This is a genomic window from Mesorhizobium sp. WSM1386 (assembly GCF_055901595.1).
This window is the reverse complement of record NZ_CM148373.1, coordinates 3,298,561-3,311,094: the sequence shown is the minus strand read 5'-3', so window position 1 is coordinate 3,311,094 and position 12,534 is coordinate 3,298,561. Positions and strand designations below refer to the sequence as shown.

Annotated in this window: 12 protein-coding genes and 1 pseudogene; 7 read left to right on the top strand and 6 right to left on the bottom strand. The window is 63.6% G+C overall.

Annotated elements, in window-relative coordinates; translation table 11 throughout:
• Positions 1-131 precede the first annotated feature (131 nt).
• Together AC0NIH_RS16270 and AC0NIH_RS16265 are read left to right on the top strand one after the other, a co-directional pair.
• A pseudogene (locus AC0NIH_RS16270) lies at positions 132-1,095 on the top strand (D-amino acid aminotransferase).
• Between the two features lie 132 nt (positions 1,096-1,227).
• On the top strand, positions 1,228-2,070 hold the full coding sequence (locus AC0NIH_RS16265; protein WP_473462141.1) for an SDR family oxidoreductase: 843 nt from the start codon (positions 1,228-1,230) through the stop codon (positions 2,068-2,070).
• A gap of 50 nt (positions 2,071-2,120) precedes the next feature.
• On the opposite strand, the gene AC0NIH_RS16260 is transcribed toward AC0NIH_RS16265, so the two are convergent.
• On the bottom strand, positions 2,121-2,738 hold the full coding sequence (locus tag AC0NIH_RS16260) for an MOSC domain-containing protein (RefSeq protein WP_473462143.1): 618 nt from the start codon (positions 2,736-2,738) through the stop codon (positions 2,121-2,123).
• A 4-nt stretch (positions 2,739-2,742) separates the two neighbouring features.
• Positions 2,743-3,312: a TetR/AcrR family transcriptional regulator gene (locus AC0NIH_RS16255; RefSeq protein WP_249490893.1), complete on the bottom strand. Its 570-nt coding sequence runs from the start codon at positions 3,310-3,312 to the stop codon at positions 2,743-2,745.
• A 199-nt stretch (positions 3,313-3,511) separates the two neighbouring features.
• On the opposite strand from AC0NIH_RS16255, the gene AC0NIH_RS16250 reads away from it, so the two are divergent.
• From AC0NIH_RS16250 to AC0NIH_RS16240, 3 genes are all read left to right on the top strand, one after another.
• Positions 3,512-3,934, top strand: coding sequence for a tautomerase family protein (locus AC0NIH_RS16250; RefSeq protein WP_287272198.1), 423 nt, complete (start codon positions 3,512-3,514; stop codon positions 3,932-3,934).
• A 19-nt stretch (positions 3,935-3,953) separates the two neighbouring features.
• Complete coding sequence (locus tag AC0NIH_RS16245) at positions 3,954-4,352, top strand: VOC family protein (protein ID WP_023765161.1); 399 nt, start codon at positions 3,954-3,956, stop codon at positions 4,350-4,352.
• 105 nt (positions 4,353-4,457) lie between these two features.
• Positions 4,458-5,024 (top strand): methyltransferase family protein, encoded by a 567-nt coding sequence (locus AC0NIH_RS16240; RefSeq protein ID WP_473462147.1) that lies wholly within the window; start codon positions 4,458-4,460, stop codon positions 5,022-5,024.
• A 21-nt stretch (positions 5,025-5,045) separates the two neighbouring features.
• On the opposite strand, the gene AC0NIH_RS16235 is transcribed toward AC0NIH_RS16240, so the two are convergent.
• From AC0NIH_RS16235 to ettA, 3 genes are all read right to left on the bottom strand, one after another.
• Complete coding sequence (locus AC0NIH_RS16235; protein ID WP_287272193.1) at positions 5,046-6,167, bottom strand: beta-ketoacyl-ACP synthase III; 1,122 nt, start codon at positions 6,165-6,167, stop codon at positions 5,046-5,048.
• Between the two features lie 148 nt (positions 6,168-6,315).
• Positions 6,316-7,086, bottom strand: coding sequence for a trans-aconitate 2-methyltransferase (gene tam, locus AC0NIH_RS16230; RefSeq protein ID WP_473462149.1), 771 nt, complete (start codon positions 7,084-7,086; stop codon positions 6,316-6,318).
• A gap of 47 nt (positions 7,087-7,133) precedes the next feature.
• Entirely contained in the window at positions 7,134-8,783 is a 1,650-nt protein-coding gene (gene ettA, locus AC0NIH_RS16225) for an energy-dependent translational throttle protein EttA (protein WP_013894629.1), read from the bottom strand.
• A 243-nt stretch (positions 8,784-9,026) separates the two neighbouring features.
• Between ettA and AC0NIH_RS16220 the strand changes: the two genes are divergently transcribed.
• Positions 9,027-10,313, top strand: coding sequence for a GGDEF domain-containing protein (locus tag AC0NIH_RS16220; RefSeq protein ID WP_473462152.1), 1,287 nt, complete (start codon positions 9,027-9,029; stop codon positions 10,311-10,313).
• A 46-nt stretch (positions 10,314-10,359) separates the two neighbouring features.
• Here AC0NIH_RS16220 and AC0NIH_RS16215 read toward each other — a convergent pair whose 3' ends face one another.
• Entirely contained in the window at positions 10,360-11,361 is a 1,002-nt protein-coding gene (locus AC0NIH_RS16215) for a ribonuclease T2 family protein (RefSeq protein WP_473462155.1), read from the bottom strand.
• 188 nt (positions 11,362-11,549) lie between these two features.
• Here AC0NIH_RS16215 and AC0NIH_RS16210 point away from each other — a divergent pair, with 188 nt between their 5' ends.
• Entirely contained in the window at positions 11,550-12,482 is a 933-nt protein-coding gene (locus tag AC0NIH_RS16210; protein ID WP_473462157.1) for an alpha/beta fold hydrolase, read from the top strand.
• Positions 12,483-12,534: the final 52 nt, after the last annotated feature.

The following is a 12,534-nucleotide window of genomic DNA, read 5'->3' as shown; positions in this document are numbered from 1 at the left end:
CATAAGGCAATTCCAGCCTGATGTATCGACCACGTCCCCTGGGAGGACGAACAGCGCCGGGCGGCTGGCTCTATGCCTTCTGACCGGGGCCGATAGCCTGCGGATACCGCCTTGCGCGACAGGAGACCCCGATGCGACAGACGACGGCAATAGAGAATTCGAAGCCGCTGCCCGCGGTCAGCGAGCATCACGTTGACCCGCATTCCTATCCCGACGGCATCGCCTTCCTCGACGGCCAATATCTGCCGATGTCGCAAGCCAAGATATCGGTGCTGGACTGGGGGTTCCTGCATTCCGACGCCACCTATGACACCGTGCATGTCTGGGACGGTCGCTTCTTCCGCCTTGACCTGCATCTTGACCGTTTCTTCGGCGGGCTGGAAAAACTGCGCATGACGATACCCTTCGACCGCGATGGCGTGGCCGAAATCCTGCACGATTGCGTGGCGTTGTCGGGCCATCGGGCCGCCTATGTCGAAATGCTGTGCACGCGCGGCGCCTCGCCGACCTTCAGCCGTGATCCGCGCCAGGCGATCAACCGCTTCATGGCGTTCGCCGTGCCGTTCGGCTCCGTCGCCAATGCCGAGCAGTTGCGGCGCGGCCTGCGCGTCGCCATCAGCGACAAGGTGCGCATTCCGCCGGCCTCGATCGACCCGGCAATCAAGAATTACCACTGGCTCGACCTGGTTCAGGGGCTTTATGACGCCTACGACCGCGGCGCCGAGACCGCATTGGTTCTCGACTTCAATGGCAACGTCGCCGAGGGTCCAGGCTTCAACGTCTTCTGCGTTCAAGCATGGCAGACTGTCGACGCCGGCCATCGGCGTGCTGCCGGGAATAACAAGGCGCACCGTCTTCGATCTCTGTGCAGAGGCAGGTCTCGCCGCGACGGCCGCCGATGTCAGCGTCGCCGCGCTGCGCGAAGCCGACGAGGTCTTCATCACCTCGACCGCCGGCGGCATCATGCCGGTGACGGAGATCGACGGCGCGGCGATCGCCGGCGGCAAGGTCGGGCCAGTCACTAGCCGGCTGATGGCGCTCTATTGGCAAAAGCACGACGATCCGGCGTGGTCGAGTGCGGTGAATTATCGCTGACGCCAGACATCTCATTCAAAAAGTTTTCCCCTCGCCTCTGGAAAATCGCGGGATAGGCCGTATATGCCCGAAAGCGGAGAAGCCTCCGCTTTCACCTGAAAATTGCGCCCGCAGGGGCAAGGATTCCACATCATGACAAACAAGGTTTGGTTCATCACCGGATCGTCGAAGGGCTTTGGCCGCGTCTGGGCCGAGGCCGCGTTGGCACGTGGCGACCGCGTTGCCGCAACGGCCCGCGATGCCGGCACGCTCGCCGATCTCGTCGAGAAATATGGCGACAACGTCGCCGTGATAAAGCTCGATGTCACCGACAAGAAAGCCGTCGATGCCGCGATTGCCGAAGCGCACAGGCGCTTTGGCCGGCTCGACGTCGTCATCAACAACGCCGGCTACGGCCATTTCGGCGCCATCGAGGAAGTCAGCGAGCAGGAAGCCCGCGACCAGATCGAAACCAACGTGTTCGGCGCGCTCTGGGTCACGCAGGCCGCACTGCCGATCATGCGGGCGCAGCGGTCGGGCCACATCATCCAGATCTCGTCGATCGGCGGCGTCAACGCCTTTGCCTCGCTCGGCCTCTACCACGCCTCGAAATGGGCGCTGGAAGCCTTCAGCCAGTCGCTGAGCATCGAGGTCGCGGAATTCGGCATCCATGTCACTTTAGTCGAGCCGGGTGGTTTTTCCACCGACTGGGCCGGCCCGTCGGCCAAGGTCTCCCAGGCGATCGAAGCCTATGCGCCTGCCCGCGCCAGGATGGCGGAGCGCCGCGCCAACGCGGTCGCCGGCGATCCCGAGGCGACCGGCCCGGCGATGCTGGCCATCGTCGACGCCGCCGAGCCGCCGCTCAGGGTGTTCTTCGGCGACGGCGGCCTGCCGATGATCCGCCAGGAATACGCCAACCGCCTCGCCACCTGGGAAAAGTGGGATGAGGTTTCCATCATGGCGCAAGGCGCCAAGAAGAACCGCAAGGCTGCCTGACAGGGCCTCGGCTGCGCGGCCAAGGGCTGCGCAGCCGCACCGTTTCCGATCTAGGCGGGATAGGTCCACTGCTCCGGCACCCGCGCCGAAATCTCCTCGCCGGCCTTGATCGTTCCGGGCTTTTCCACCCAGGCGACCACGCCGCGCAGGCGCTTGGCCGCTTTCGGGAACAACAGCGCACCGGCTTCGATGTCGGCCATCCCGGTATGTTCGGCGATCGACCGGCCGGCGATGCGGCATGGTCCGTTCTGTGCGTCGACCTTGAGGGTCACGCCGCCCTTGAAGAACAGCAGCGTGCCGGCCGGCAGCATCGACAGATGCGGTACGCCTTCGATCACCAGATTGGCGCCGATCCATTCCGGCTTGATCTCGTCAAGGCCCATCCGTTCGGCGACCATTGCGAGTTCGTCCACGGCCACGATCGACAATTGCCGTTCGTTGCGCATTTCGGTGCCGCGTGGATACCAGGGCTCGCGGCCGCCCGAGCGTCGCGTCGCGCCGGCGTGGAAATCACCCGATATGCCGTCGAAGCCCAGCCGCAACTCCTGCACCGGACGCGTCTCGAAATGATCTGACGGCGCGACATAGAGGGCGGCCGCGTGTGCGGAAAGCTTCTTTGCCGGGATGATTTCGACCGGCTTTTCGGCCTCGGGGAAGAGATCCAGCATGGCTTCAGTCCTTGGATGACACGCCCTGGTTTTGCCCTTCGGCCGGCAGAGCCGCAAGAGCGGTTTGGGCCAAAATACGCAACTCTTCGACCGATGCGCCATCCCGCGCCTGGATCGACATGCCGTTCATGACACCGGCGAGGTATTTGGCAAAGCCCTCGACCGAGAGAGCTTCCGCGAAGTCACCCATCGCCCTGCCCTTGGCCAATCGCTCCGCGATCGCCGCTTCGCTCGCCTTACGATAGGCCCTGAGTTCATCCGCAATGGCTTGCGCTTGCGGCGAGGCCGCCAGCGCACCGCTGACAAACAGGCATCCGCCGGGTTTGCCGGGCCTGGAATAGGCCTCCGCCGCGCCGAGCAGCAACCGCCGGATCGCCTCCCGCGTCGGCACCGGCGCGCTCAGCGCATCCAGCGCAAAGCCGATCTCGGTCTGGTGGTAGCGCGTCAGCGCCCTGCGGAACAAGGTCTCTTTGTCGGTGAAGGCGTTGTAGATCTGCGGCGGCGTCAGCCCCATAGCCTCGCGCAGCATGGCCAGCGACGTCGCCTCGTAGCCATGCTCCCAGAACAGGTGCATCGCCGCATCCAGTGCCTGATCGGGATTGAACGCACGCGGCCTGCCCCCGCGCGGCTTTTCCAAATTATCCATAGCGATCGATACGAAACCTATTGACTCATCTCCGACGCATAACGTACCAATCGATACGAAACATGGCAAGCCGGGAAGACAACCCGACCGGCAAGGCCCTGCAACCCGAGGATAAAGGAGAGCCCAAATGCCAATCACCGTGACCGCCCCCGAAGGCGTACTGACCCCGGCCGGAGAGCGCCAAATCCTGCCGCGCCTCAGCGCCGCCCTCATCGAAGCATCCGGTGCCACCGGCAATTCCTTCTTCACCGCGATCGTCGGCGGCACGGTCCACATTTTGCCGCCTCACCACATCTATGCCGGTGGCGCCAATCGGCCGGTCGTCATGGTCGAGCTGAAATTGCCGAACATCGGCCTGGGCTCGGTCGAAGCCCGCAAGGACTTCATCTCCGCTGCCGCCGCGATTGTGGCCGAGCTCTGCGTGCCGGACCACAGACCTGAAAACACCTGGATCAACATCGTCAATGCGCCCGACGGCGGCTGGGGCATTGGTGACAGGCAATATTCAGGCGACACGCTCATTGCAGCCGCCGCCGCCGCCGCGCAGTGACCTGGCAGGAGCGACAAGGATGCGGCTCTCCCCTTCGCTGTTCTTCACCACCGGCTGCGAACCGGCATTGGCCTTCTACGAACAGTGCGGTCTTGGCCGGGGGACGATCCTGCTGCGCTGGGGCGACAACGACATGCCGGTGCGGACCGAGGCGATGCGCGGAAAAATCCTGCATGCGCGGTTTGAAGGTCCGGGTGTGCTGTTCCATGCTTCCGACAATGACGATGCGGAGCCAATGAGGGGCTCCGCAATAATGCTGGAGTTCGAAGACCTGGCCGCCATGCGGGAGCTGTTCGCCCGCATGGCCGTAGGCGGACGGATCACCGTGCCCCTGGCAAGGCAATATTGGGGAACCTTTTTCGGCATGCTGGTCGACGCCTTTGGCGTGCAGTGGATGTTCAGTTGTTCGGGTGAGTGAGGACGAGGATCACGATCTTCTTACTGGAAATGGAACCAGCTCCGCATTGCTGCCGTGCCGAGCCGGTCTCATGGTAACGTCCAGACAAATTGACGGAGGTTCGTGATGCGCCCCGGCACGGCAATCGCGCTGCTTTGGTTGATCTGGGCGGTATCGTGGGCCGCCGCGGCGTTCTGGGCCGCCCCGGCAATGAAGCGCGCCGGCTTTCGGGCGGAGGCGCCGTACCGGGTGGTGCTGATATTCGGCACAATTCTGCTGTTCATTCCGGCGCATAATTATGTCGGCCGTTTTCGCCTGTGGTTCCCCAACCTTGCCGTGGCCTGGATCTGCGTCGCGCTGATCGCAATCGGCCTCGCCTTCTCATGGTGGGCGCGGCTGCATCTTGGCCGGCTGTGGTCGGGAACGGTCACCGCCAAGGCCGAGCACCGCGTCATCGACACCGGGCCTTACGGCCTCGTTCGCCACCCGATCTACACCGGACTGCTCCTGGGAATCCTGGCCACCATGGCGACGAAAGGCACCGTCTGGGGCGTCGTCGGCGCCATCCTTTTGACCCTCGGCATCGTCATGAAGGCCAAGCTCGAGGAGCGTTTCCTGCGCACAGAACTCGGAACCGCCTATGACGATTACGCTGGGCGAGTGCCGATGCTGGTGCCCTTCGCGCCAGCCTGACGCGGCGGGGCGCCCTGGACGTCAGAGCATCCTGATCAGCGCACCGCCGATCGAATAGCCCGCGCCAAACGCGCAGATCAGGCCGAAATCGCCGGGCTTCATGTCGGCATGGTTCTCCGACAGCGCCACGATGGCGCCGGCGCCCGCCGTATTGCCCAGCCGCTCCAGCACCATCGGCGCACGATCGTGATCGACATCGTGGCCGAAGGACAGCTTCAAAATCATCGCGTTCATGCGCGCATTGGCCTGGTGCAGCCAGAAGCGCCTGATCGCCTGCGGCGTCAGCCCGTGCTCGGCCAGGAATTCGACGATGAACTTTTGCCCGGCGACGGTGACTTCCTTGAACACCTTGTTGCCGACCTGCTTGATCAAATTGCCTTCCAGGTTGATCATGTAGGGATCGTCCTGGGCGGTGCGGGTATGATAGCCCAGATTGGTGCGGATGTTGTTCGACATCTGCGTCCAGATGCGGGTGTCGAGCACCTCGAAGCGTCCCGGCCGCTTCTCGCCTTGGGCAAGCCCCTCCACCACCATCGACACCGAGGCGTCCCCGAAGATGAAGTGCGTCTGCCGGTCGCGGAAATTGAGATGGCCGGTGATGATTTCCGGCGTGGTCACCAGAATGCGCTTGTGCGCGCCCGAGCGCACCAGATTGACGGCCATGTGAAGCGCCGCCGCGGCGGACGAACAGCCAAGCCCCATGTCGAAGCCGGCGCCCTTCGTACCCAGGGCCTCCTGCATTTCGATGGCGATCGCCGGATAAGGCCGCTGGTGATGCGAGGCCGAACAGATGATCAGGTCGATGTCGGATGGCTGCAGCCCGGCATGGTCGAGTGCCTTCCTGGCCGAGGCGATGCCGAACTCGGCCTCCAGCGACAGCGCATCGTCCGGACGTGCCGGAATGCGCGGCGTCATGCGGGTCGGATCTAGGATGCCTTCGCGCTCGATCACATGACGGGAGCGCACGCCGGAGGCATGGACGATGAAATCGCTGTCGGATTTCTGCAGCAAGGTCTCGCCGGTGCTCTCGCGCCGCGCGTTCTCCGTATCGACCCAGCTGTTGAAGCTCTCGACCAGCTCTTCATTCGTGATGACAGCTTCAGGGATTTCAGCGCCGATGCCGCTGATGATGACGCGATGCATATTTCAGTCCGTCCCATCCGCAGGCGTTGCGGCTTCATGTGGGCGCCGAAGCGCTTCGGCGCAACCCTTTTCTCATCGGCGGGTTTACGCCGGCTTAAACCGGCTCGATTTCACAGGCCCACAATTTGGTGTTGGTCTACGGATAGCCCTAGCCAGCCCGCTTGGCGACGATGAAGATACGCGGGAAGCGCAGCAGCACCTTGCCATTCGCGGTCTTTGGATAGGCCTTGGCGATCTTGGCAGTGTAGCTGTCGAGGAACATCTTGCGCTCGTCCGCCTCAAGTGGATCGAGGAACGGCTTCAGCCCGGTCGACTTCACCCATTCGACGATCGCCTCGGCATCGGCCAGCGGATGGTTGTAGACGGTGTGCCAGATATCGAGCCGATCGGAGTGCGGCGATAAAAGGTCGTAATAGAACGACACCGGCGGCAGCGGCGCACGCGCCGCGTTTCCTATCTTTGCCGCAAACGGCACTTCAGCGGCGGTTTCCCGCATCAGACGATGCGAATCCTCGCCCATATTGTCGGGCATCTGCACAGCCAGCGCGCCGCCGGGCGCCAGAAAACCCATCAGTCTTTGAAACACCGCCGGATGCGTCGGCAACCACTGGAACACCGCATTGGCGAAGATGACGTTGACCGGCTCGGCCGGCTTCCATGTCGCGGCATCGGCCAGATCGAACGTCACGTTGGGCAGGCGCGCCCTCGCCTTTTCGATCATGTCGGGAGAGGTGTCGAAGCCGCGCACCTCGGCATCCGGCCAGCGCTCGACCAGCAATTCAGTCGAGTTGCCCGGCCCGCAGCCGATATCGACGACCCGGCGTGGGAAATCGACCGGCACTTGCGCAACCAGATCCCGCGCGGGCCGCGTGCGCTCATCCTCGAATTTCAGATATTGGGCGGCGGACCAGTCAGCCATTCGAGCTCCTCATGTCGTGCTGAGAAATCGCCGCCCCTACGATCCCCTTACCGCGTCAGCCTCTTATACGTCATGCGGTGCGGGTTGACGGCTTCGGGCCCGAGCCGGCGGATCTTGTCCTGCTCGTAATCCTCGAAATTGCCTTCGAACCATTCGACATGGCTGTCGCCCTCGAAGGCGAGGATGTGCGTCGCCAGACGGTCGAGGAACATGCGATCGTGCGAGATGATGACCGCGCAGCCGCCAAAATTTTCCAGCGCGTCTTCGAGCGCCGCCAGCGTTTCCGTATCGAGATCGTTGGTCGGTTCGTCGAGCAGCAGCACATTGCCGCCTGTCTTCAGCATCTTGGCCAGGTGCACGCGGTTGCGCTGGCCGCCGGAGAGGTTGCCGACCTTCTGCTGCTGGTCGCCGCCACGGAAGTTGAACGACGCGCAATAGGCGCGGGTGTTGGCCTCGAACTTGCCGAGCTTGACCACTTCGGCGCCACCCGAAATTTCTTCCCAGACGGTCTTCGACGGATCGAGAGCGTCGCGGCTCTGGTCGACATAGCCGAGCTTGACCGTCTCGCCGACGCGGATCGTGCCGGCATCGGGCTTTTCCTGGCCGGTGATCATGCGGAACAGCGTCGTCTTGCCGGCGCCGTTCGGGCCGATGACACCGACGATGCCGCCTGGCGGCAGCTTGAATTCCAGTCCGTCGATCAGCAGCGTGTCGCCAAAACCCTTGGACAGGCCGTCGACCTCGATCACCACATTGCCGAGCCGCTCACCGTGCGGAATGACGATCTGGGTATCGCTCGGCCGCCGCTTGTCGGCTGCATCCAACAGGTCCTGGAAGGCCTGGATACGCGCCTTGGACTTGGTCTGGCGAGCCTTCGGGCTCGACTGGATCCACTCGCGCTCGCGACCGATGGCGCGCTGGCGGGCATCGTCCTCGCGGCCTTCCTGCTTGAGGCGCTTGGCCTTGGCTTCGAGATATTTGGTGTAATTGCCCTCATAGGGAATGCCGCGGCCGCGATCGAGTTCGAGGATCCAGCCGGTGACATTGTCGAGGAAATAGCGATCGTGGGTGATGATCATCACGGCGCCCGGATAGGCGCGCAGATGCTTTTCCAGCCACGCCGTGGTTTCGGCGTCGAGATGGTTGGTCGGTTCGTCGAGCAGCAGAAGGTCGGGCTGGCGCAGCAGCAACTGGCAGAGCGCGACGCGGCGGCGCTCGCCGCCCGAAAGCTTGGTGACTTCCGAATCCTTGGGCGGGCAGCCCAGCGCTTCCATGGCCATCTCGACCTGCTGTTCGAGATCCCACAGGTTCAGCCGGTCCATCTCGTCCTGGAGCTTGGCCGACTCGTCGGCCGTCTCGTCGGAATAGTTCATCATCAATTCGTTGTAGCGCTCGATGATGGCGGTCTTGGCGGCGACGCCTTCCATGATGTTCTCGAACACCGTCTTCTTCGGGTCGAGCGCCGGCTCCTGGGCCAGGTAACCGACGGTGGCGCCTTCGGCAAGCCACGCCTCGCCGCTCCACTCCTTGTCGATGCCGGCCATGATCTTGAGGATCGTTGACTTGCCGGCGCCGTTGGGACCCAGAATGCCGATCTTGGCATCTGGATAGAAGGACAGATGAACATTCTCGAGCACCTTCTTGGTGCCGTAGGCCTTGTTGAGGCCGGCCATGTGATAGATGAACTGGCGTGCCACGCGCGCTTTCCCTGAAAAACTGAATGGATTTGTCGAATTGAATGGAGGTTGGCCGCTATGTAGGCGATGCCGGGCCGAACGGCAATCCTTTTGCCACATCAGGCAAGCCACACGCGGAAAGGGAGAAGTTTTGCACCGCCACCGGTCGCGCTGAAATCTCCGGTTAACCGTTCGGCGTCAAAACAGGATCGGTGGGAATCGCCGGCTTGCCGCGATTTCGGAAAATAGATCGGATCGACGGCAGTGCTGAACAGTTTCCTGCTCCTTGCCGAGGCGGTCCTCTACTTCAGCGTCATGGTGACGCTTTTCCGGTTTCGCAAGCGCATTGGCCTTGGCGTCTTCGTCTGCGCGCTCGCCGTCATGCATTTCCTCGAGACCTACCTCGCCAGCGTCTTTTACGTCGCCTTGCCGTTCGGAATGGTCTCGCCGGGCTCGGCTGTGCTGTTTTCGGGCAAGCTGGTGATGCTGCTCCTGCTCTACATGAAGGAGGACGCCGCCACCGTGCGCCAGCCGATCTACGGCCTTTTGCTCGGCAATGGGCTGATGATCGGGCTGGTGCTGCTTTTGCGCCTGCACGCCATCGCACCGCTCCCCGACGGCAGGCTGCCCGATATCGGCTTCATCGACGAGATGGGCTGGCTGATGGTGTGGGGCACGACGCTGCTGTTCATCGACGCCATCCTGATCATCCTGCTCTATGAAAAGCTTGGACGCACCCTGCGCAAGGCGCAGTTCGCGCGCATCCTGATTTGTGTCGCCTGCGTGCTGACCTTCGACCAGGCCGGCTTCTTCACCGCTTTGCATTTCGTCGCCGGCGCGCCCATCGCGGTCTTCTTCGGCGGCTGGTTCGCCAAGATGGCGGCGGCGCTGACCTTCAGCGCCATGCTCGTCGCCTACCTCAGATGGTTCGAAGCCCGGGAGATTTCGGTCCCGCGTGGATTGACCGACATTTTCGACACGCTGACCTATCGCGAACGCTATGAAGCGCTGGTCGAGCATGTCGGCCGCGACGGCCTGACCGGTCTGCTGCACCGCGGGCGCTTCGACGCCGATGGCGAGGCCGCCGTCGAGGTCAGCTTGCGCACCGCCAGGCCGCTCAGCCTGCTGATCATCGATGTCGACCATTTCAAGTCGATCAACGACCGCTTCGGCCACGCCGAGGGCGACAAGGTGCTGAAAGCGGTGGCGACACTGCTCCGCGAGGTGGCCAGCGCCGAGGACCAGGTGTTCCGGATCGGCGGCGAGGAATTCGCCATCCTGAGCTCGCGTCCGCATGCGGTCGCCCGGCTGTTCGGCGAAAGCATCCGCCATGCGGTCAAGGCATCGGCGACCGCCAGCCGCTTCGAACTGACCGTCAGCGCCGGCGTTTCCAGCGTCGGCGAGACGACCCGCTGCCTTGCCGACCTGTTCGCGCTCGCCGACCAGCGCCTCTACAAGGCGAAGTCGACCGGGCGCGACCGCATCGTCGGCGAGCCGGGCGGCCATGAGCCCGACACCGCGGTCGCCTGGACCAGGTCCGCTCGGATCTAGCTCTGTTTGTTACGCCTTTCGCTGCGGCAGGCGCGAAGAGAACCCGTCACTGGAACCCGATCGCGTCGACGGTGCCGGTCGGGCAGCCGGCCTTGTTGGTCGGCACCGAGGCCAGCAGCAAATCCTTGAGCGAACTGCCGGGGCCGATCGGTCCGGCGAGGCCGAGCGTCAGTTCGCCGACCAGCCGCCTGCCGCTCGACGGATCGATGACGCAGGAGACACGCACGCGGTCCCCCGCCCCCGCGCCGAACGCGGCGTCGAAGGCACCGCGGATCTGGTCCGCCGTCAGCTTGCCGCCGATGCTCTTGGCGAAGAGAGCGCGCACCGGAGAGCTGTTGACCTCGCGCATCAGGCCGAGCGCGTCGGAAAAATACTCCTGCTGGGTCTTGCCGTAGCAGGTGCCGTGCTTGATCCATTCATGCCGCTCGAGCTGGGAAGCCGTGCCCGGCATGACCTTGTTGAGCTCCGCGCGCGTGCCCGCGTCCAGATTGACAGGCGGAAGATCCTTCCAGTGACCGGGATTGTCATTGGCCTTGTCGCTCGCCGGCACCTGGCAATAGAAATTGCCGTTGGGCTGCGGCCACAGGCCGTGCAGGGTGAAATTGGTGGCATCGAATTCGTTCGGGTTCTGCGCCTTGCATTCGGTCTTGTTCGACTTGGTCTCGCAAAAGGCCGGCTGCCAGCTCAGCGCGAAGACATATTCGGGTTTTCCCGAGGGCTTGCCTTGCCCGCCCGGCGCCGCCGGCACCGCCGCGGCACTGCTGCCCGAGAGATGACCGCAGGAAACCTTCACCCAGCGGCGCTCCGGATCGGCGCCCGGCACCAGGATCAGATAATGCGTCGGCGTATCCTTGTTGCCGGCAAGCAACTGGTAGCTCTTTCCGGCGTCGGTCGACACGTTGCCGGGGTTCTTGCCGTTCTTGATGGCCTGTGTTGCCGGACAGGAGGCATCGGCGACGAAGGTGCCGTTCATCTTGACGTCGGCATGCGCGGCACCGGTCAGTGATGCCGCCAGCAAGGCCAATCCGAAAACGATACCAATGCGCATGAGAAATCCCCGGCTGAAGAAGTGGGCGACAGACTGAAGCTGTCTCCATGTTAGAATTGCGATATTTTGCTGGCCAAACGCAAGAAACATCGTCGTGTGAAAGCAGGCAAGGCGGATTGACGCAAAACCGGCACCGGCGCAAACAAAGTCCTGTAACAGACAGGACACGGGTGGGGGACCGGGCGGCCATGCCATTCAGCCAGCAGCGCTTGGTTCGTTCGCCGACCGGCGCCGACCTCAATCTCCTGGTCAGGCAGGCCGATGGCCGGCCACGGGCAGTCATCCAAATCAACCACGGTCTGGCCGAGCATGCCGCGCGCTATGCCGGTTTCGCCGACTTCCTCGCCGAGCGTGGTTTCCACGTCTATGTCCACGACCATCGCGGCCATGGCGCGACCAGGGCACCCGACGCGCCGCTCGGCAGATTCGCCGACAAGGACGGACCCTCCAGGGTGATCGCCGATGTCGACGCCATCCACGATCTCATCGCCGTCGAATGCCCTAGCCTCCCGGTCTTCCTCTTCGGCCACTCGATGGGCGCGTCCGTGGCGCTGAACTACCTTTTGGCCCATTCGCCGCGCGTCCATGCAGCCGCAATCTGGAACGGCAATTTTTCGCAAGGGCTGCTTGGGCAGCTGGCACTCGGCATCCTCGCCTGGGAACGGATGCGGCTGGGCTCCGACGTCCCGTCGCGCCTGCTGCCGAAACTCACCTTCCAGGCCTGGGGCAAGGCAGTGCCCAACCACCGGACGCTGTTCGACTGGCTGTCGCGCGACGAGGCCGAGGTGGCCAGATACATCGCCGACCCGCTGTGCGGCTGGGACGCCTCTGTCTCGATGTGGCGCGACGTGGTCTCGATGGCGCTGAATGGCGGCAAGGATGCCGGCTTTGCCGGTATCCGGCGCGACCTTCCCATCGCCATCGTCGGCGGCGAGAAGGACCCCGCCTCGGACTATGGCAAGGGCATCACCCATCTCGCCAATCGCATGCGCAGGATGGGCTTTTCGAATCTCGTTTCAAAGGTTTACGCCGACACCCGCCACGAAAGCCTGAACGAGGTGAACCGCGATGCCATCATGGACGATTTCGCCGCCTGGGCCGACGGCGTGCTGAAGGGTTGAAAGGGTTTGGCCCATCGCAAGGGCCGTGACAGCGGCGCAAGGTGTTGATAGA

Bases quoted from the DNA above. Each gene is read 5' to 3' on its own strand.
- AC0NIH_RS16265 (WP_473462141.1), top strand. From the start codon at position 1,228: ATGACAAACAAGGTTTGGTTCATCACCGGATCGTCGAAGGGCTTTGGC.
- AC0NIH_RS16260 (WP_473462143.1), bottom strand. From the start codon at position 2,738: ATGCTGGATCTCTTCCCCGAGGCCGAAAAGCCGGTCGAAATCATCCCG.
- AC0NIH_RS16255 (WP_249490893.1), bottom strand. From the start codon at position 3,312: ATGCACCTGTTCTGGGAGCATGGCTACGAGGCGACGTCGCTGGCCATG.
- AC0NIH_RS16250 (WP_287272198.1), top strand. From the start codon at position 3,512: ATGCCAATCACCGTGACCGCCCCCGAAGGCGTACTGACCCCGGCCGGA.
- AC0NIH_RS16245 (WP_023765161.1), top strand. From the start codon at position 3,954: ATGCGGCTCTCCCCTTCGCTGTTCTTCACCACCGGCTGCGAACCGGCA.
- AC0NIH_RS16240 (WP_473462147.1), top strand. From the start codon at position 4,458: ATGCGCCCCGGCACGGCAATCGCGCTGCTTTGGTTGATCTGGGCGGTA.
- AC0NIH_RS16235 (WP_287272193.1), bottom strand. From the start codon at position 6,167: ATGCATCGCGTCATCATCAGCGGCATCGGCGCTGAAATCCCTGAAGCT.
- tam (WP_473462149.1), bottom strand. From the start codon at position 7,086: ATGGCTGACTGGTCCGCCGCCCAATATCTGAAATTCGAGGATGAGCGC.
- AC0NIH_RS16215 (WP_473462155.1), bottom strand. From the start codon at position 11,361: ATGCGCATTGGTATCGTTTTCGGATTGGCCTTGCTGGCGGCATCACTG.
- AC0NIH_RS16210 (WP_473462157.1), top strand. From the start codon at position 11,550: ATGCCATTCAGCCAGCAGCGCTTGGTTCGTTCGCCGACCGGCGCCGAC.